This window comes from Paraburkholderia sp. GAS32 (assembly GCF_050434225.1).
Taxonomy (GTDB): domain Bacteria; phylum Pseudomonadota; class Gammaproteobacteria; order Burkholderiales; family Burkholderiaceae; genus Paraburkholderia; species Paraburkholderia madseniana.
Map to the genome: position 1 here is coordinate 293,435 of NZ_JBNPVS010000006.1, position 17,764 is coordinate 311,198.

The window sequence follows — 17,764 nt, forward strand, 5'->3', positions numbered from 1 at the left end:
ATGGAACACAACACCAGCCTCGTCCTTGTAGAGCACACTAATGCCGTGCATCGAACGGTGTGAGTGACAAGTGTGGCGGGATTCAGTGTGCGGGCAATGAACCCGTCTTTCGTCTGCCGGTGAGAAAGCGGACGCGGACCGAAGTGAGTCTTCGGTTGCGGCCCGTTGAATGCAACGGGCCGCCGGCGCGATTGCCGATTGCCGCCCTACGCTTCGGCGAGAATCTGCTGGATGACTTGCTCGAAGGTTTCCACGGGTTGTCCGCCGCTCACCAGATAGCGTCCGTTGAAGATGATCGCCGGCACGGACTGGATGCCCTTCGACTGGAATTCCCGTTCTTCCGCACGGACGTCGTCGGCATAGATTCCGCTGCGCAGTACCTCACTTGCTTGCGCGGCGTCGAGCCCTACAGATTGAGCCGCTTCAACCAGGACTTCGTGATTGCTCGGGTCTTTGCCCTCGGCATGATAGGCCCGCAGCAGCGCCAGTTTGAGCGGCAACTGCTTGCCTTCGATACCGGCCCAATGCAGCAGGCGGTGCGCATCGAAGGTGTTATAGACGTGCGTACGCGGGCCGAAGGCAAAACCGACGCTCGCCCCGCGCTCGCGGATCATGGCCTGGGTTTCCGCGATCTGCTCCGGAGTACGTCCGTATTTCTTGCCGAGATAATCGACAATGGCTTCGCCGTCCGGCCCCATCTCCGGATTCAGCTCAAAGGGATGCACGATGACTTGAGCGTCGACCGTATCGCTCAAGCGCGATAGTGCGAGCTGGAGTGACGACAGGCCAATCGCACACCACGGGCATGCGATATCGGAGACAAAATCGATTGTTAGCTGTTGTTTCATTGCTTTCCTGACTGGAATAACCGTGTGGCACGGCCGCTGCGGTGCGACGCAAAACGGCCCACGCGGTAGCCTAGCCTGAATCGCTAGTTCTTGCAGGACCGCGCTCCGGATATGCGCCGAGGCCGTCATCCGCGGCGTACCCTTCAGTCCGGCATCCCGTTGTGGTCCCCGATTGGCCTGGTAGGCCAGTCCACCCAGCGGTCCGCGCGGGTCCGTTCGTGCGCTTCGTTGAGCGGATAACGAATGCGGTTGTCGTCGCGCGGACGTTCGCCGATCACCATCAGCCTGACTTCGTCCTTCGTATTGTTGATGAAGGTGTGGCAGATGCCGGTGCCTGACGGAAACGCGACGGAATCGCCTTCAGCAATGGGATGAAGCACGCCGTCGATCCAGACATCGGGCTTGCCTTCGAGCACATACACAAACTCCTGCTCGGTACTTTCGGCGTGCGGATATGACGTGCGCCGGCCGGGCAAAAGCCTCACGTGATGAATGCCAATGCGCGTGATGCCGAGTGCGGCGGATAGCGGCGCGTCGAGCGCCATTTTCTCGGTATCGCCGCGATAGGAATGCGCATCCGGTTCTTCCAGCTCGGTCCAGTGTTTGATGAAATCGGGTCGGCTCATCGATTGTTCTCCTTTGGGGACTACGGTCGATGATAGCGGCTAACTCACTCATAATTCGTCGTTAGCCGGCGACGTGAAAATCCGCTGAAACTACCGCCGACCGCTGGCCCGCCCTGCCCGTGCGTCAACGATCAGTACGATCCCATGTAGTCGCGCTTGCCGATTTCAACGCCGTTGTGGCGCAGAATCGCGTAGGCCGTCGTGACGTGGAAGAAAAACTGGGGCAGACCGTAGTTCTGCAAATAGGCGCTGCCGACCAGCTTCTTCTCTTTCGGCGTGCCCGGACGCAGGACGATTTCCTTGTTCTCGCTACCCTCGAACTGGGCGGCGTCGAGCGTGCCGAGGTGAGCCAACGCTTTGGCGATCAGCGCTTGCAGGTCGGCAAACGTCACCTCAGTGTCGGGCCACGACGGCACTTCTACGCCGGCCAGGCGCGAACTGACGCCCTTGCTGAAATCCGCGGCGATCTGCACCTGGCGCACCAGGGGAAACATATCCGGAAACAGGCGTGCCTGCAGCAGCGCGTTCGGCTCGATGTTCCTTTCGGTGGCATGCGCTTCGGCTTTCTTCAGCACGTCGGACAATGCAGTCAGCATTTGCTTGAAGACGGGAACGGATGCGCTGTAGATGGAACTGGTCATGATCACTCTTTCGGTCGATGTTGGATGCCGGCGCGGAAGATGCCACGCCGGCCGGATGAATAAGCGGGGGAAGGTTACCACCGTCCTGCCGGAAGTGCGGATCCACACGCCTTAGGAGCGGAACAGCAATAGCTGTCTCGCGTTGGCCGAGCACAGCCCGATACGCGTTTCTCCTCCAGTGATTCGATGAAAAGAACGTCGGCATTTTGAGGCGCGCTTGCGCTTGTGAAAAATGAATGGTATTTTTTCATGAAATTTACCGCGATTTTTTCACGAGAGCCAACATGTTCGACCAGTCAGCCGAGCACGTCGCGAGCTACTACGCACGCACCTATCCTGCCCCGATCCCCCTGCGGCCGACGCTGGAAGAGCGCCTCGACACGGAAGTGCTCATCGTCGGCGCGGGGTTCAGCGGCCTGCACACGGCGCTGCGTCTGGCCCTCGCGGGCAAGCGTGTCACGGTGCTCGAAGCCAGCCGGGTCGCCTGGGCAGCGTCCGGGCGCAACGGCGGCCAGGCCCTGCTCGGCTGGTCCTGCGACATGCCTCCGCTAGAGGCAGCGCTAGGTCTGGAACGTGCCCGTCAACTGTGGGACAGCATGCGCTGGGCCGCCGGTGAGATACGTGAGCTGCCGGCGCGGCATGGTTTCGATGCGGACTACCGTGCAGGAAGTCTGTGGGCGGCAGTGCTGCCGCGTCGCACCGCGCTCCTCGAGCAGGCTCAACGGGAAGCCGAGGAAAAGTGGGGTTACGACAAGATGCGCTTCATCCCTCGCGAGGAAATGCCTCAATGGATTGCAAGCGACCGCTACCAGGCGGCGCTCTACGATCCCGAGGCAGGCCATCTGAATCCGCTAAAACTCGCCCAAGGCCTGGCGGCGGCAATCGAACGGGCCGGTGGACGCATCTTCGAGCAAAGCCAGGTGTTGGACTACCGCGAGACGCCCGGCGGTTATGTCGCGCGCACCGAGAAAGGCGAGGTGCGTGCGGACGTGCTGGTACTTGCCTGCAACGCCTATATCGACCGCCTCGACCGCAAACTGTCCAGACGCATGTTGCCTGTTGGCACCTACCAGGTGGCCACGTCGCCGCTGCGGCCGGAGGTGGCCCGTTCGCTGCTGCCGCGCAATAGCTGCGTGATCGACAACCAGTTCGTTCCCGACTACTTCCGCTTAAGTCCTGACAACCGCCTGCTGTTCGGCGGCGGCTGCACCTACGCGGGCGGCATTCCAAAGGATATTGCGGCGGCTACCCGGCCTTACCTGGAGCGCGCATTCCCGCAGCTGCGCGGAGTGGAACTCGAGTTTGCGTGGGGCGGGCATATCGACATCAGCATGAAGCGCACGCCGGATATCGGTCGACAAGGTGAGCGCTACTGGTTGCAAGGCTATTCGGGGCACGGCGTGCTGCCTACGCTCGCCGCCGGCCGGGCGGTCGCCGACGCCATCCTCGGCGACGACGAATTGCTGGACCTGTATCAGGCCATCGACAATCCGCCTTTTCCGGGCGGTGCGCTACTGGCCGCGCCGCTGGAGGTCATTGGCAAGACCTGGTATCGTCTGCGCGACAGAGTCTGAGAGAAGAGGCAGAAGATGAACAAGCAGGAAGAAATTGAAGGTCTCGCGATACTGATTCGGGACCTGCGCAAGCATAAGAAGGTGACGTTGGGCGCGTTGGCCGAAAAGATCGGTCGCTCGGTGGGTTTCCTTTCCCAGATCGAGCGCGGCCTCTCGCGTCCGACCGTAGGCGACCTGACCGCCATCGGCGAGGCGCTCGGTGTGCCCACCACCTATTTTTATAGCCTGAGCAAGCCCCGCGCGCTGCCTTGGGTGACCCGGCCGGATGAACGCCGCACGCTTTATTACGCCGAAGGTGTGACCGACGTGCTGGTGTCGCCGAACATGTCAGCGGGTTTTTCGATGCTGGAAAGCCACCTGGCGCCGGGCGCCAGCAGCGGCGACAAACCGTTGAATGACAGCGACGAGCAAGGTGGCTTCGTCCTGGAAGGCGAGTTGACCATCTGGCTGGACGACGAAGCGCAACCGGCGACGCTCGGCCCCAACGACGGCTTCCAGGTGCCGGCGCACGCGCGGTTCCGCTACGCCAATCTCTCCGACGAACCCACGCGGGTACTTTGGGTGTTCACCTAGGATTCAGGCAGTACGGGACGCAGCAGCGAACGCTGCTCTGAATTTCAATTCGGATGACTAATGGACGGCGTTGTGACTATCGCGTTCCGTTATGTCATCGACTTGCCTACCTTTTTCGACGGTAGCTTTTAACTGAACCTCAATCATCGCGTCTTTTGCGTGAGAAGGACAACAACATGACTTCCCCCAGCGTCGACCTGCTCAGCGAAGTACGCGCCTTCCGCGCGGCGTATCCCGAGGTGCGTTACGTCGACCTCATTTGCCTGGATATCCCCGGGCACTTCTACGGCAAGCGTTATCCCGTGGACATGCTCGAGAAAGTCGCTGCCGGCAGTCTCCTGAAACTACCGCAGAACTGCATTTTGCTCGGTGCGCAGGGTGGCGTGTTCCCGATCGGCGACTATTGCTTCAACGACGGCGACCCGGATGCGCAGCGCCGCCTGATCGCCGGCACCCTCAAGCCCGTGCGATGGGAAAGCCAGCCATTGGGACAGATGCTGATCAGCTCGGACGGCACCGAGGCGCCCATTGAGTTCGAGCCCCGCGAGGTATTGGCGCGCGTGCTGAAACGTTTCGAGCGGCGCGGCATCCGCCCGGTTGTCGCCTTCGAACTGGAGTTTTACCTATTCGACGCCAGGCTGGCGGACGGTCTTCCGCAATTCCCCCGCGACCCGTTCTGCGACGATCCGGACGACCAGTCCAATATGCACATCGAGAGATTGTCGCGCTTCTCCAGTGTGCTCAATGAGATGGTCGACGCGACGCGTGAGCAGGGCGTGGACGCTACCGTGATCACCGCCGAGCTCGGGCCCGGACAGTTCGAGATCAACTTTGGCCACAACGACGACAGTCTGCGCGCCGCCGACTGGGCTGCCCTGTTCTGCCGCAGCACGCGCGGTGTGGCGCTGAAACACGGCTACCGCGCGAGCTTCATGAGCAAGCCATACCTGCACGCGCCGGGCAGCGGCATGCACGTGCATGTAAGTCTCTACGACGAAGCGGGTAACAATCTGCTGGCCACCGACGGCCAGCGCCCACTGCGCCATGCGGTGGCCGGGTGCCTCGCCTTGCTGCCGCATTGCATGCCTGTCTTCGCCGCCAATCACAACGCGTTTCGCCGCTATGGCTGGAAGACGAATGCAGCCAGTCGTGCCAGTTGGGGTTTCGAAGACCGCGACGCCTGCATTCGCATTCCCGAATCGGATGACCGCAACCTGCGTATCGAACACCGCCTGGCGGGCGCCGATGCGAACCCTTATCTGGTACTCGCCGCTATTCTTACCGGCATGGAACACGGGCTGGATGCAGGCCGCGAACCCATCGCGCCGCTCAACGAAGACCGCCAAAGCGGCGTCGACTTTCCGCAAGACATGCTCACGGCCGTCGCCGCGATGCAGAGCCATCCGGTCGTAGGCAAAGGCTTGGGCGAAGAGTTCGTGATGGTCTACTGCGAGAACAAACGGCAGGACCATCTGGATTTCATGAACGAAGTGAATGCGCGGGAATACCGCTGGTTCCTTTAAGCGAGCAGCTAGGTATTCGCTACCAGCAGTTCCTCAGCATTCTTTGGCGGCCGCAGACCATCGGTCCTGCCCATGAAGTAGCGCTCGGTAAGATCGGCCGCCGAGACGTGCCGTGCTTCTCTAAAGCCTGCTTCGCGGGCTAGCGCCAGAATCTCCGGCGGGGTGAAGAAGCTGAGGAATGGAGTCCCGCTCGCGCGTGCGCCCTTCTCCGCCATCTCAAGCCCGGGGCGCACCTCGGGGTCCGCCATCTCCAGCGGCAGCAGGAACGTCATGGCGAGCGTCGATCCCGGGGCGAGGGACGCGACTTCGCGCAGCGTGGCGGCGTTCGCATCTTTGGTGAGATACATGCTGACGCCTGTTGAGACCACGATTGCCGGTTTGCTGTCATCGAAGCCGGCTGTCACGAGCCCGTCTCGCCAGCTTCCCCCCGCCTCGAAATCGACCGGCACGAAACGCAACCAGTCCGGAACGCCGAAGCCGAGTTCGATCAGGCGCTGACGCTTCCATGCCTGAGGACCTGCCTGGTCGACCTCGAACACCTTGAGATGGGATGCGATCTCCGGCCGCCGCTGGGCGAAGCTGTCGAGGCCGGCGCCGAGGATGACGTACTGATCAAGCCCGCGCCCGGCCTGTTCCACGACCAGGTCTTCAATGAAGCGAGCACGCGCCACGATTGAAGCGCGAAAGGGTCGCGTGAATTGAGGATCCATATCCCCGCGGCTGCGCCAGCCCTCCTCCGGGGCCAGCAGCTTAAGGCCGATTACGTCTTCCAGCACGTGCGGCGGCGGGTCGGACTGGACATGGAGAGCACGCCACAGGGCGACTCGCGCTGCTGTGCTGTCTGGCGCTGCATCTTGCTTGTCGGTCATGACTTTCGATCCTCCTGTGGGCGAATGTTGTTGACGTTAACCCATTTCATGCCGACGAGGGCAAGAGGACTTTTTTCATCGACGGTGCGGGATGGACCACGTAATTCTGTCGTTTATAGAGACATGCCGCCCGAGACTTCGATGCGCTGGCCATTGACCCAGCGGTTCTCCTCGGACAGCAGCGACGCGATCATCGGGCCGATGTCGTCGGGCAAGCCCGCACGGCCGAGCGCCGTCCCGTCCGCCACCAGCTTGTTGATCTCGGGATTGTCGCGGACCATGCCGCCGCTGAAGTCCGTGGCGACTGCGCCTGGCGCGACGGTGTTGACTGCAATTCGACGCGGACCGAGCTCCTTCGCGAGATAACGAGTCAGAACCTCGACCGCGCCTTTCATGGACGCATAGGACCCACTGCCTGGAAAGGCGACACGAGTCAGTCCCGAGGAGATATTCACGATGCGGCCACCGTCCTTGATCAACGGCAGAAGCTTTTGCGTCAGGAAAAATACGCCCTTGAAATGGACATGGTAAAGACTGTCCAGCTCTTCCTCGGTTGTCTTGTCGAACGGAGTGTGATTCGAAGTGCCGGCGTTGTTGACGAGGTAGTCGAAACGCTCGGCACCCAACTGCGCAAGCGACGCCCGAACCTGCTCCACGAACGCGTCGAACGTACTCACTTTTCCGGTATCGAGTGGCAGTGCAATGGCTCTTTGCCCCTCCTCTGCCACGAGGCGGACAACCTTGTCGGCTTCCGCCTGATTGGCTCGATAGGTGAATAGTGAACTGACGCCGCGCTTCGCAAGGTTAAGGACCGTATTGCGCCCCAGGCCGCGACTCCCGCCTGTCACGATGGCGATCTTCGAGATGATGTCTGCCGATTGTCCTGCTGTCATTTTTGCGCTCCACGTTAGATGTGTAGACGCAGCTTATTCCGGCCGCTAGCGAGGCTGAATGCCCTAACTGTCCTTCTTCTTGCCTAATCCTGCCCGGGCTCTGCAGCTCGACACGCGAGGCAGTAATATGAGCAAAAGCGGGCTCGGAGGAAGTTCATATGTCAAATGCCTTGGTCGAAGGTGTCAAACGCTACACCGACAATCAAGCCGGGAGCGAGGGCCCGTTCATGACCGCCATCGAGGGCTTGATCATCATCCGGTCGGATCATGAAAAACACCCCTCTCATCTGATCATGAAGCCGGCTCTCTGTGTCGTCGTTCAAGGTGCCAAGTGGACGACATTCGGTGACAGGCGGTACGACTACAGGGCAGGACAAGCCCTGATCGTCAACGTCGAGATGCCGGCGTTCAGCAGGATTGTGAAAGCCAGCCCAACAGAGCCATACCTCGCTATTGCCATGGAGTTCGACCTTGCCATCATGCGCGATGTCATGGCATGTCTCGATACGCCGCCTGCGCCGGAAGACGAACTCGGGCACGGCGTCTTTGTCACCGACATTGACGGCCCGCTCGCTGACTGCATGCTGCGCATGGTGCGTCTCCTCGATACGCCTCACGCTATTCCCATTCTCGCACCCATGATCAAGCGAGAAATCTGCTACTGGTTGCTAACGGGACGTCATGGCAACGAGGTCGCGCGGGTCGTGCTGGCCACCAGCCATGTGCATAAAGTTGTCGCTGCCATCCATGCGTTAAGAGGCCAATTCACCGAGACCGTACGCATCGAGGAGCTGGCCGCCGTGGCACAAATGAGTCCGTCCGCATTCCACAGGCAGTTCAAGGCGCTGACATCGATGACGCCGTTGCAATACCAGAAGCAGCTTCGCCTGCTTGAAGCACGTCACCTGATGGTGGCAGGCAATGCCAATGCCGAAGCGGCGGCCTATCAGGTGGGCTACGAAAGCGCATCGCAATTCAGTCGCGAATACTCGCGCATGTTTGGCGCGCCGCCCCGACGTGACATAGAGGCTTTGAAAACGGCAACGACCTAGTGTTTCATGCTGCCGTCTCAATTCGCATCGCGCACCCAGTTGCCTCCATGCGCCGCGGCCTGCGCAGCGGGCGAGGTGGCAAGATAAGCGAGCGCCTGCTCGGTCGAGCCTTCGTGATGCGGCGTATAACGCGGATTGAAATAGCGTAACGCTGCCGCGATCATCTTCCAGAACGACGGCAGGCAACCGCGCCGCGCCCCGGCGCGCCAGGCGAGGATAAAACCCCGGTACGCGCCGGCGTCGGGATCGCGCCGGTGCATGAAGCGCGCGCCGTGCGTGAGAAAGTACAGTAGGAGCATGACCGTCGACAGCATGTGGAAACAGCGTTCGAAGTAGGTCCCGCCCATATGCCGGAAGATGTCGAATGCTACGGTGCGATGCTCCACTTCCTCCGCACCGTGCCAGCGCAGCAGGTCGAGCATGGTTGGGTCGGCATGAGCGGCATCGAGGCCGTTGGCATTGAGCACCCAATTGCCGAGATAACCGAAAAAGTGTTCCAGCGCGGCGATGACGCCCAGTTGCTGGCGCAGCCAGAAACGCGTTTTGCCGATCTTCAGTCCGAGCGGTTGCTCGCCGAGCAGCTTGCCGAACAGCCAGTCGAGTTTCTTTGTGAAAGGCTGCGTATCGATGCCGTGAGCCTTGTAGTAGTGCGTGAGCACACCGCCGTGCGAGCGCGAATGCACCGCTTCCTGCCTGAGAAACCCCTCGGCGTCGTCGCGCAGCGCCGGGTCGGCGATCAGCGGCAGCGCCTTGTTGTACACGCGGCAGAACCATAGTTCGCCGGCGGGGAACAGCAGGTTCAGCACATTAATGATGTGCGTGCTCGACGGGTCACCGGGAATCCACTGGATCGGTGTTTGACTCCAGTCGAATTTCACATGGCGTGCCCTGATTTTGTATTGAGTGTGCTCTTGGGTCATGACGGTCTCCGGCATCCGGTGGGTGAGATCAACGCGGCACCATGCTGATGCGAGCGATCATGCGGCTGAGCCCAGGCATGTAGCGCGAGATGAAACGCATTGAATGCGCCTCGATGCCGATGGCGACCACTGGCTTGTTGCGCAATACCGCGCGGAGCGCGGCTTTCGCGACCGTCTCGGGTTGCAGGCCGCGCAACTGGTAAAGCTTGGTGGCTTTCTGGCGCATGCGGTCCTGCTCCTGAGCGTTGGCGCCGACATACTGGGTCGAGGCCATGATTCCGGTTTCGGCGAACCCCGGGCAGATTGCGCTGACGCCGATACCGTGCGCGCCGAGTTCTCCGCGCATGCACTCGCTAAGCATCAACACGGCAGCTTTGGTGGTCGCGTAGGCCGGCAGGTCGCGCGAAGGGGCGAACGCCGCGGCTGATGCGGTGTTGATGATGTGACCGCCGTTGCCGCGCTTCACCATCTGTCGGGCGAACAGGCGAGAGCCGTGAATCACGCCCCACAGGTTGACGTGAAGAATGCGTTCCCAGTCTTGTGCCGAAGTGTCGAGCACGCCGCCTGCCATGCCAATGCCGGCATTGTTGACCACGATGTCGGCGCCGCCGAGGTCACTCCCGACCCAATCCGCCAGCGCTTCCATCTGTTCGACGCTGCCGACGTCGGCCTTGCGTGCGTACGCCTGGCAGCCTGACAACCTGGCCAGGGTAGCCGTGCGCTCCGCGCTTGCAGTGTCGATATCGACCGCAACCACTGCGGCGCCCTGCTTCGCGAATTCCAGTGCAATGCATCGCCCGATGCCGCTGCCCGCGCCCGTCACGACCGCGAGCTTGCCGCTGAGCGGTTTGCGTGCGGCGTCCATACGGACGCGTTGCAGCGTGTCCGGTTCGGCGCCGCCTTCAGTGTGATCGACGAGCTCACGCACCATCCGGGCCATCTGTTCAGGGTGCGTGACCGGTAGCCAGTGCCGCGCAGTCAGCTCACGGCGCCAATACTGCGGCACCCATCGCGAAAGATCTTCGGACAAGGCCGGGCTGACGTATTTGTCCAGCGTCGGCACGATCACCTGGACCGGCGCGTGGGCGTAGCGCTTGCGCGGCGTGAACAGGCAGCGGATGAAGTTGGCTCGATACAGCGAGACGCCGCGCACGCCGTCCTGCGTTTGCGTCGGGCGCGGCGCGATCTGCGTCTTTTCCACACGACGCAATACACGCGGCCACGCGCGGCCGAGCCACACGCGCCAGGTCAAGCCTGGCAGCACCGGCAAATGGAACAGCAGCACATACCAGGAGCGCACCAGTTGACCCAATAGCTTGCCGATCGAACGCGGCGTGGGACGCAGCAAGCGTGCTCGGATCCAGTAAGCGACGTGGTCGAGGCAAGGGCCCGAGCACGACGTGTACGACGCAATGCGCCCGCGCAAGCGCTCTTCGGTGACGAACTCCCAGCCCTGGATCGAACCCCAGTCGTGCGCGACCAGATGGACGGCGCGATCGGGGCTCACGGCGTCGATGACGGCGATGAAGTCGTCGGTGAGTTTTCCCAGACGGTAAGCGGCCGTCCCTTTAGGCGCGGTGGACTGCCCTGCACCGCGAACATCGTAGGCAATCACATGGAAATCGTGTGCCAGCAATCCGGCCACAGTGTCCCAGACTTCGCTGTTGTCGGGGTAGCCATGTACTAACACCACGGTCGGCCGGGCGGGGTCACCCCATGCCCTGGCGGCAAGCGTCACGTCGCCCGAGCTCACCGTGAATTCGGTGCGGCGCGTGGCGGGTGGCGCCTCGTACAGCGTAGGCGATATCGGTTCGGTTAGAAGTTGCATGTGCGCCTCCGTCATGCCGCGGCCAACGCCCGCCCGCGCTGCGCCCAACGGCGCACATGCGGCAGGTCGTCGTCGAGCCAGTAGGCGTCGTCATCGGTGATGACCAGCAACTCTTCGAATTTGGCGCCCACACCCTGAAAGCCGAGATGCGGCTCGACGGCCCATAGACCAGGCGTCGGCGCATGATCGGAGCGGCGATCGATCGACCATAACGGCGACCAGCCCTCCTTCCTGCCCGCGCTGACCTGGTCGAGGACGAGGTTGCGCGTGGCGTTCAGGCCGAAACGCGCCACGAAACGCGGCTTGGCGGGCTGGTTCAGCTTCGCGACACGATGCGCGAGCACCTTGAACGGATAGGCCTTGTGGCGCGGCTCGACGCCCTGTTTTCTGCACAACAGGTCGACCGCGCGCGCCACATCGGCAAGCGTCTGCCGTTGCTTCACCATGCTGACGATCAACTCGCGGTGTTCGGCCAGGTCGTCTTTCAGCTGTTCGAGCGTGGGATTCGTGCCGACGCAGGTGGCGTAGCCGACATCGGCGATCACACCGTTCAACACTGGCGCCACGTCGAGAATGACCGGCATGTTTTCTTCCAGCCGACGCGAACTCGGGAAGAATGCCAGGTTAAAACCGGCCATGTGCGACAGCCCGGAAAAACCTTCAAAGGCGGTACGGTCGCCAAACCAGGCGAAGGGTTTGTGCAGCCAGTCGCGCACGCCGTGATCCTGCAGCCATTCGGTCAACAGCCGGGCGGCGTCTTTTTCCGTCATGCCAGGCTGGAGCAATTCGCCGACGCTCTCGACGCAGCGATAGGCCAACTGCTGGACTTCGCGGAACTGCGCCAGTTCTTCCACGTCGACGTGTGGAATGGACTTGTCACCCATACATGCCTCCCGAATATGCTGTCGACGGGGGTGCGGCCGCCCGTCACGATGACATTTATTATTGTTACATTGAATGATGTAACGATTGGATCGTACACCACCCTGGGCGCTCGTCCACTGGTTGTTTTCCCTGGGGGCTGGTTGGGGAATGCGGGATGGGAGGCGTGGAGGCCGTCCGATTAGCCAAAGGTGCGGATGCCTGAACTCAGTCAGGCACCGACTCCGGCATCAGCCGTGTGGCGCGGGGATGCGGTGGCAGACAAGCCGGAGCGCTGTTTGCTCTTTGGCAAACGGCGCATCTGTTCCGGTTGTTGAGCGGCTGCTGATCGGCCGTTGACTTAAGGAACCGGCGGGAAGTGCCGCTTGCCGGCGTGAATTGGCAAACGCCGGAAGCGTTCTTTCTTATGCTCTTCGTCGAAGTGGGCAAGAGACGGCTTGACCAGATCGCTGCGCGACACAATGCCGACCAGTTGCAACGTTTCGGAGTCCGTGACTACAGGCAAGCGTTCGAGACCGTGTACCGCGAGCCGCGTTGCGACGAGCCGGCAGGTTTCGCTCGGCAATGCAAATGCGGGGGAACGGTGGGGCAATACGTCAGCGAGGCGCGACTCGAGCGCATCCACTGGCTCGTCATCGCGAATTTTTTCCAGTAGCGCGCGATCGACGACGCCCACCAGCACGCCATGCCGCACGACCGGATAAGCACGATGTGTCTGCGTCGTGCCGAAGAACATTGCTAGCGCTTCGCCCACGGACATATCGCCATCGATTGTCTCGACAGTACGCGACATCACCTCGTCGACGTGGTGACGCTCAAGCGGATCGACGCCGTATTCCCGGTAAATGTGATAACCGCGCCGGGCAATCTTCTCGGTCATGATGGAGCGCTTCATGACGACCGTTGCAAACCCGTGCGCGATCAGCGTCGCGGCGAGCAGCGGCAGCAATGCGTTGCTGTCGTGCGTGAGGCCGAACGCGAACACGATTGCGGTCAACGGCGCGCCCAGCGTGGCGCCGAGCGTGGCCGCCATGCAGACGAGCGGCCACAGGGCAGGTTCGCCGCCCGGCAACACGTGACCGAGCACGACACCGAGCCCCGCACCCAGCATGAGCAACGGCGCCAGGACGCCGCCTGAGGTGCCCGAGCCCAACGCCACGACCCAGATGATCGCCTTCACGATCAGGATCGCCAGCGCGAGCTGGATTGCAATGTGCTGACGCAACAGGTCGCCGATCACGTCGTAGCCGACGCCCAGCGCGCGAGGTTCGAGAAAGCCGCCGATGCCGACGACGAGACCGCCGAGCGCGGGCCACCACATCCAATGGATGGGCAGCTTGCCGAACAGGTCTTCGGTCTTGTACAACGCGGCTGACAGACCCGACGCGAGCGCACCGGACAGCAGGCCTGCAATGACGCACGAAACCAACGACAGCGCGCCGGGAGGCGCAGTCTCAAGCGGAAACAGCGGCCCCGTGCCGAAGAACACCGCGCGCGCAAAACCCGCGACTGCACACGCAAGGGCGACCGGCAGAAAACTGCGCGGACGCCATTCGAACAGCAGCAGTTCGACCGCCAGCAGCACGGCCGCCACCGGTGTGCCGAAGACCGCCGTCATGCCCGCCGCTGCGCCGGCAACCAGCAGCGTCTTGCGTTCCGCGGACGTGACCTTCACGCACTGCGCGATCAGCGACCCCAACGCGCCGCCTGTCATGATGATTGGGCCTTCCGCACCGAACGGCCCGCCACTGCCGATCACAATGCCGGACGACAGCGGTTTGAGAATCGCCACTTTCGGCGACATGCGGCTCTTGCCGAACAGGATGGCTTCGATCGCTTCGGGAATGCCATGCCCACGGATCTTTTCCGAACCGTAACGGGCCATGAAACCGACGATGAGACCGCCGATCACCGGGATGATCACCACCCAGATACCCAGCGTGTTGAGGGCCGGGGGGCGGTCCGCAAACGAAAATTCCTGAAAGAAAAACAGATTGGTGAACAGATGAATCAGGCTCAGCAGCACGAACGCTGCAAGCGTGCTGAGCGCACCAATTCCCGCGGCGAGCGCGGAAACGCCGGGAAGCCGCGCGTTGGTGGAAAAGTCACGCTTATGGGTATCGAGGCTCATGCTGACTCAAACATCGATCTGGGGAACATTGAACGTGCCTTTGAGCGACTTCAGTTCGGCACGGTGCATCTCGGCGAGACGGGCCAGCACCTGCTCGCCCGCTTTCAACAAATGAACCTCGACCTGGCGACGGTCCGTCTCACTGACCTTTCTGCGAACCAGTTCGAGCGCCTCACAGCGCGACACGAGCGCGACCACGCCGTGATGCTGCGCCTGAAGCCGTTCCGCAAGCTCGCCGACGGTCGCCCAGTCACGCTCCGGATAACCCTTGATATGCAGGAGCAACAGATATTGCAACGGTGTGATGCCTTCACCCTGGGCGGCCTGCTCAGAAAAACGCTCGAAGCGGCGCATCTGGTAGCGAAACTCGGACAGTTGCTCGAAGTTCGCCTTGGTCAAGCCGCGAGTGAGTGTTTTCATCGGAGTGCCGTCGAGAAATAGGTGAAGCGCGAATTATATCATGTCGTGATATTTATGCATGTACTCATGCGCAAGTGCCTGCGATAGTGCTATTGCTATGCCGCGTGCCGCTGCCTGGCGTAAGCCTGGCGATAGAGTCCCGCGATGAGGTCGGCCTGCGTGATCATTCCCGCAAGCCGCTGATTCGAGTCCAGAACCGGGATGTGGTGGTGCCCATAGTTCGCGAACACCGGCACCAGTTCGACGATCGGTGTCGCCGCGTCGACTGTGTGAACGTCAACGTTCATCAACGCACCGACGAGCGGCGCCGGGGTGATGCTGCGCCGGAACCAGCGTTGCATGGGGGACGACAAACCGATCCCTTTGCTGACCGCCCGTTTGTCGACAAGGTCGGCACGGGTCACGATGCCGATTACGTGCTGCCTCTCGTCAGTGACCGGAAGTGCTTTGATATGGCGCTGTTTCAGCAGACTCCATGCGGCCGACGCTCTCGTGTTCGCCGACACGGCGACCAGCGAACGCGACATGATGTCCTCGCAGGTCAGCTCATTGAACGTGCGGGCGTAGGCCTGCAACTGAACGTCGCGCAGGAGGGATTCCAGATCGTCCGTATCGATGTCGAGCAATTCCCCGCGGCGGTTCAGCACCGCCTCGAGGTCCGCGCGCGTGAAACCTTCGTTCGCAGCCGCAGCCGATGCGGCCGCACCTTTGCCGGAACTCTGCGCGACGTGCGGGTATCGATGCCCGGTTGCAGCGTGGTAGACGATAGCCGCGCACAGCAGCATCACCGTCTGGATCGCAATCGGTTCTGCCACAAAGCGGTAGCCCAGCGCATGCACGGCCGGACCACCGAGGACCGCGGTCAAGGCGACCGCGCCCGACGGGGGATGAACACACCGCAACGCAAACATCGCACAGATCGCCAGCGAGACGGCCAAGGCGGCGGCGCCGACCGGATCGGTGATCCAGCTTGCGCAGGCAACGCCGACCGTCGCGGAGACGATATTGCCGCCGATGATGGACCACGGTTGCGCAAGCGGACTGGCGGGCACCGCGAACAGCAGCACGGCCGAAGCGCCCATTGGCGCAACCAGGAGTGGAATGTTTGCTGCCGGTCCGAGAAGAACGTGCATTGTCCCGCCGGTGAACGCAATCCCCAGCAATGCGCCGAGACACGATCTCAGGCGTTCCGGCCACCGGACGGCGATGGGATGGGGAGCGAAGCTGGAAAGCCAGCGGATGAGAGCGTAGCGGGACAAGGTTTAGATGGGAAAGTTGGCGAGTATCACGTGGGACGGAACTGCACCTCAAGGTGCAAATCCTCACGAAATGAAAGAACGTATCGCCAGCATTATATCTTGTTGTGATATAAAAATCCGTTGCGAGTCGCCGCGACCCGATGGAACCGGCCTGGCCACGCGGATGCCGCGCCCCGCTCCGATGCGCGGGATCCGGATTTACCGCGCGGAGCAGGCTTCGCCGCCCGGGGCGCAGAGCGCGTCTGCCTCTGCGGTCGCGTCTGTTACGTCGGCAAGCACCACCTTCGCTCCCTCGGCCACGAACCTTTCCGCTATTGCATATCCGATGCCCCGTTGGGCACCCGTAATCAAGGCGACGCGGTCTTTCAGTCTCATGTCGTTCTCTCGCTTGAACAGGGCGAGCGTCATGGTATCAGCCGAGGTCGCCCTGATTCTCCGAGGCAGTTGAGGCCGTCCCCCACGTAAGCCGAGACGCCCTTCTCGCGCGCGATGCCGATGTGAAACTCCCCCAAATCCGATTGATTGCGAGCAACGTACGAGGCAAAATCATCCTGTTAAATTGGTGACACTATCCGGGTATACGTCTTAACAGATTAAGCATGGCCCAAGTGAACGACGACGAAAGCAGCAACCGGCTCGGCAACTATCTGAAGAACCGGCGGACCAAGCTCGATCCCGCGTCCTTCGGCATTTCCGGTGGCCGGCGGCGCACGGCCGGACTACGCCGCGAAGAGGTGGCGCAGCGCGCCAATATCAGCGCGGCCTGGTACACGTGGCTGGAACAGGGGCGCGGCGGCAATCCGTCAGCGGATGTGCTGGACCGCATTGCGAAGGCACTCATGCTGACCGAAGTCGAGCGCGAACACGTGTTCCTGCTCGGCCTCGGCCATCCGCCCGAAGTCCGTTATCGCGGCGGTGACGCGATAACGCCACGACTGCAGCGCCTGCTCGATGCACTGCCCTACAGTCCGGCAATCGTCAGGACTGCGACGTGGGATGTGGTTGCCTGGAACCGCGCCGCCGCGACCGTGCTCACCGACTACGGCTCCCTGCCCCCCGAACAACGCAACGTCCTGCGCATGATCTTCTGCGATCCCCGCGTCCGTGCCGCTCAGTTCGATTGGACAAGCGTGGCCCGCTTCGTGGTGGGCGCCTTCCGGATCGATGCCGCGCGCGCAGGCGCCGACGCCGAGGTGGCGCCGCTCGTCGACGAACTGTGCCGCTCGAGTCCCGAGTTCGCCGCCATGTGGCGGGACAATGAAGTGCGGACCCACGGCGAGGGGGTCAAGCGCCTGCGCCACCCCGTGCTGGGGCCGATCTCGCTGGAGTACTCATCCTTCGCAGTCGACGGGCGGCCGGATCTTCAGATGATCGTCTATAACCCGGCGACACCGGTCGATCAGGAGCGGATCAGATCCCTGATCGAAGACAAGCAGGCAGTCGCAGCGAAGTGAGCCCGAGGCACCCTCGAAGCACGCGGCATGGAAGTCTTTGCGCCGGCACGGATCTAAACGCGCGTTTCCAACGCGCGCCTCAATATATCGGACTCCATATGATGACAACGCCGCCTTTTGTCTGAACTATTTGCGCAGCACGACGTGTAACGGCGAGGTTACGTTCGATGTGATGGGAACACGTAACACCTGGGACGTAACACGCGCCACACGATGCCGTCACTGCACTCTCCATCTCACCCGATCTGCCCCGTCCAGCAAGACCTTCGTC

17 protein-coding genes are annotated in these 17,764 nt (G+C 62.0%); 5 read left to right on the forward strand and 12 right to left on the reverse strand.

Annotation, left to right across the window (positions count from 1 at the left end; all coding sequences use genetic code 11):
* Positions 1–206: 206 nt before the first annotated feature.
* From P3T25_RS10535 to P3T25_RS10545, 3 genes are all read right to left on the reverse strand, one after another.
* Positions 207–848: a DsbA family oxidoreductase gene (locus P3T25_RS10535; RefSeq protein ID WP_266238714.1), complete on the reverse strand. Its 642-nt coding sequence runs from the start codon at positions 846–848 to the stop codon at positions 207–209.
* Positions 849–991: 143 nt separating this feature from the next.
* Positions 992–1,474: a cupin domain-containing protein gene (locus tag P3T25_RS10540; protein WP_154560175.1), complete on the reverse strand. Its 483-nt coding sequence runs from the start codon at positions 1,472–1,474 to the stop codon at positions 992–994.
* Positions 1,475–1,605: 131 nt separating this feature from the next.
* On the reverse strand, positions 1,606–2,115 hold the full coding sequence (locus tag P3T25_RS10545) for a DUF1993 domain-containing protein (protein ID WP_154560174.1): 510 nt from the start codon (positions 2,113–2,115) through the stop codon (positions 1,606–1,608).
* A 284-nt stretch (positions 2,116–2,399) separates the two neighbouring features.
* On the opposite strand from P3T25_RS10545, the gene P3T25_RS10550 reads away from it, so the two are divergent.
* From P3T25_RS10550 to P3T25_RS10560, 3 genes are all read left to right on the forward strand, one after another.
* The gene (locus P3T25_RS10550) at positions 2,400–3,689 is read left to right on the forward strand and encodes an NAD(P)/FAD-dependent oxidoreductase (protein WP_171927950.1); all 1,290 of its coding nucleotides are present in this window, start codon (positions 2,400–2,402) and stop codon (positions 3,687–3,689) included.
* Between the two features lie 15 nt (positions 3,690–3,704).
* Complete coding sequence (locus P3T25_RS10555; RefSeq protein ID WP_097394205.1) at positions 3,705–4,262, forward strand: helix-turn-helix domain-containing protein; 558 nt, start codon at positions 3,705–3,707, stop codon at positions 4,260–4,262.
* A 176-nt stretch (positions 4,263–4,438) separates the two neighbouring features.
* Positions 4,439–5,785 carry a glutamine synthetase family protein gene (locus tag P3T25_RS10560; RefSeq protein WP_266238713.1) on the forward strand — a complete coding sequence of 449 codons (1,347 nt, stop codon included), beginning with the start codon at positions 4,439–4,441 and terminating at the stop codon, positions 5,783–5,785.
* Positions 5,786–5,793: 8 nt separating this feature from the next.
* On the opposite strand, the gene P3T25_RS10565 is transcribed toward P3T25_RS10560, so the two are convergent.
* Complete coding sequence (locus P3T25_RS10565; protein WP_266238712.1) at positions 5,794–6,654, reverse strand: class I SAM-dependent methyltransferase; 861 nt, start codon at positions 6,652–6,654, stop codon at positions 5,794–5,796.
* Between the two features lie 113 nt (positions 6,655–6,767).
* Positions 6,768–7,547: an SDR family NAD(P)-dependent oxidoreductase gene (locus P3T25_RS10570; RefSeq protein WP_266238711.1), complete on the reverse strand. Its 780-nt coding sequence runs from the start codon at positions 7,545–7,547 to the stop codon at positions 6,768–6,770.
* A gap of 158 nt (positions 7,548–7,705) precedes the next feature.
* Here P3T25_RS10570 and P3T25_RS10575 point away from each other — a divergent pair, with 158 nt between their 5' ends.
* Positions 7,706–8,599 carry an AraC family transcriptional regulator gene (locus P3T25_RS10575; protein ID WP_266238710.1) on the forward strand — a complete coding sequence of 298 codons (894 nt, stop codon included), beginning with the start codon at positions 7,706–7,708 and terminating at the stop codon, positions 8,597–8,599.
* Between the two features lie 17 nt (positions 8,600–8,616).
* On the opposite strand, the gene P3T25_RS10580 is transcribed toward P3T25_RS10575, so the two are convergent.
* From P3T25_RS10580 to P3T25_RS10610, 7 genes are all read right to left on the reverse strand, one after another.
* Positions 8,617–9,519, reverse strand: a complete 903-nt coding sequence (locus tag P3T25_RS10580) for a metal-dependent hydrolase (protein ID WP_266238709.1) — start codon at positions 9,517–9,519, stop codon at positions 8,617–8,619.
* Positions 9,520–9,547: 28 nt separating this feature from the next.
* Positions 9,548–11,347: an SDR family oxidoreductase gene (locus P3T25_RS10585; protein WP_429358039.1), complete on the reverse strand. Its 1,800-nt coding sequence runs from the start codon at positions 11,345–11,347 to the stop codon at positions 9,548–9,550.
* A gap of 11 nt (positions 11,348–11,358) precedes the next feature.
* Positions 11,359–12,231 (reverse strand): M24 family metallopeptidase, encoded by an 873-nt coding sequence (locus P3T25_RS10590; RefSeq protein WP_266238707.1) that lies wholly within the window; start codon positions 12,229–12,231, stop codon positions 11,359–11,361.
* A gap of 338 nt (positions 12,232–12,569) precedes the next feature.
* Positions 12,570–14,360, reverse strand: a complete 1,791-nt coding sequence (locus P3T25_RS10595; RefSeq protein WP_266238706.1) for a chloride channel protein — start codon at positions 14,358–14,360, stop codon at positions 12,570–12,572.
* A gap of 6 nt (positions 14,361–14,366) precedes the next feature.
* Positions 14,367–14,780 carry a MarR family winged helix-turn-helix transcriptional regulator gene (locus tag P3T25_RS10600; RefSeq protein WP_154560163.1) on the reverse strand — a complete coding sequence of 138 codons (414 nt, stop codon included), beginning with the start codon at positions 14,778–14,780 and terminating at the stop codon, positions 14,367–14,369.
* A 95-nt stretch (positions 14,781–14,875) separates the two neighbouring features.
* Positions 14,876–16,039, reverse strand: coding sequence for an HPP family protein (locus P3T25_RS10605; protein WP_154560162.1), 1,164 nt, complete (start codon positions 16,037–16,039; stop codon positions 14,876–14,878).
* 198 nt (positions 16,040–16,237) lie between these two features.
* A complete protein-coding gene (locus P3T25_RS10610) occupies positions 16,238–16,447 on the reverse strand; it encodes an SDR family NAD(P)-dependent oxidoreductase (RefSeq protein ID WP_302272789.1) in 210 nt (69 codons plus the stop codon).
* A 191-nt stretch (positions 16,448–16,638) separates the two neighbouring features.
* Between P3T25_RS10610 and P3T25_RS10615 the strand changes: the two genes are divergently transcribed.
* Positions 16,639–17,493, forward strand: a complete 855-nt coding sequence (locus P3T25_RS10615; protein WP_266238704.1) for a helix-turn-helix transcriptional regulator — start codon at positions 16,639–16,641, stop codon at positions 17,491–17,493.
* The last annotated feature ends 271 nt before the right edge of the window (positions 17,494–17,764 follow it).

Bases quoted from the DNA above. Each gene is read 5' to 3' on its own strand.
- P3T25_RS10535 (WP_266238714.1), bottom strand. From the start codon at position 848: ATGAAACAACAGCTAACAATCGATTTTGTCTCCGATATCGCATGCCCG.
- P3T25_RS10540 (WP_154560175.1), bottom strand. From the start codon at position 1,474: ATGAGCCGACCCGATTTCATCAAACACTGGACCGAGCTGGAAGAACCG.
- P3T25_RS10545 (WP_154560174.1), bottom strand. From the start codon at position 2,115: ATGACCAGTTCCATCTACAGCGCATCCGTTCCCGTCTTCAAGCAAATG.
- P3T25_RS10550 (WP_171927950.1), top strand. From the start codon at position 2,400: ATGTTCGACCAGTCAGCCGAGCACGTCGCGAGCTACTACGCACGCACC.
- P3T25_RS10555 (WP_097394205.1), top strand. From the start codon at position 3,705: ATGAACAAGCAGGAAGAAATTGAAGGTCTCGCGATACTGATTCGGGAC.
- P3T25_RS10560 (WP_266238713.1), top strand. From the start codon at position 4,439: ATGACTTCCCCCAGCGTCGACCTGCTCAGCGAAGTACGCGCCTTCCGC.
- P3T25_RS10565 (WP_266238712.1), bottom strand. From the start codon at position 6,654: ATGACCGACAAGCAAGATGCAGCGCCAGACAGCACAGCAGCGCGAGTC.
- P3T25_RS10570 (WP_266238711.1), bottom strand. From the start codon at position 7,547: ATGACAGCAGGACAATCGGCAGACATCATCTCGAAGATCGCCATCGTG.
- P3T25_RS10575 (WP_266238710.1), top strand. From the start codon at position 7,706: ATGTCAAATGCCTTGGTCGAAGGTGTCAAACGCTACACCGACAATCAA.
- P3T25_RS10580 (WP_266238709.1), bottom strand. From the start codon at position 9,519: ATGACCCAAGAGCACACTCAATACAAAATCAGGGCACGCCATGTGAAA.
- P3T25_RS10585 (WP_429358039.1), bottom strand. From the start codon at position 11,347: ATGCAACTTCTAACCGAACCGATATCGCCTACGCTGTACGAGGCGCCA.
- P3T25_RS10590 (WP_266238707.1), bottom strand. From the start codon at position 12,231: ATGGGTGACAAGTCCATTCCACACGTCGACGTGGAAGAACTGGCGCAG.
- P3T25_RS10595 (WP_266238706.1), bottom strand. From the start codon at position 14,360: ATGAGCCTCGATACCCATAAGCGTGACTTTTCCACCAACGCGCGGCTT.
- P3T25_RS10600 (WP_154560163.1), bottom strand. From the start codon at position 14,780: ATGAAAACACTCACTCGCGGCTTGACCAAGGCGAACTTCGAGCAACTG.
- P3T25_RS10610 (WP_302272789.1), bottom strand. From the start codon at position 16,447: ATGACGCTCGCCCTGTTCAAGCGAGAGAACGACATGAGACTGAAAGAC.
- P3T25_RS10615 (WP_266238704.1), top strand. From the start codon at position 16,639: ATGGCCCAAGTGAACGACGACGAAAGCAGCAACCGGCTCGGCAACTAT.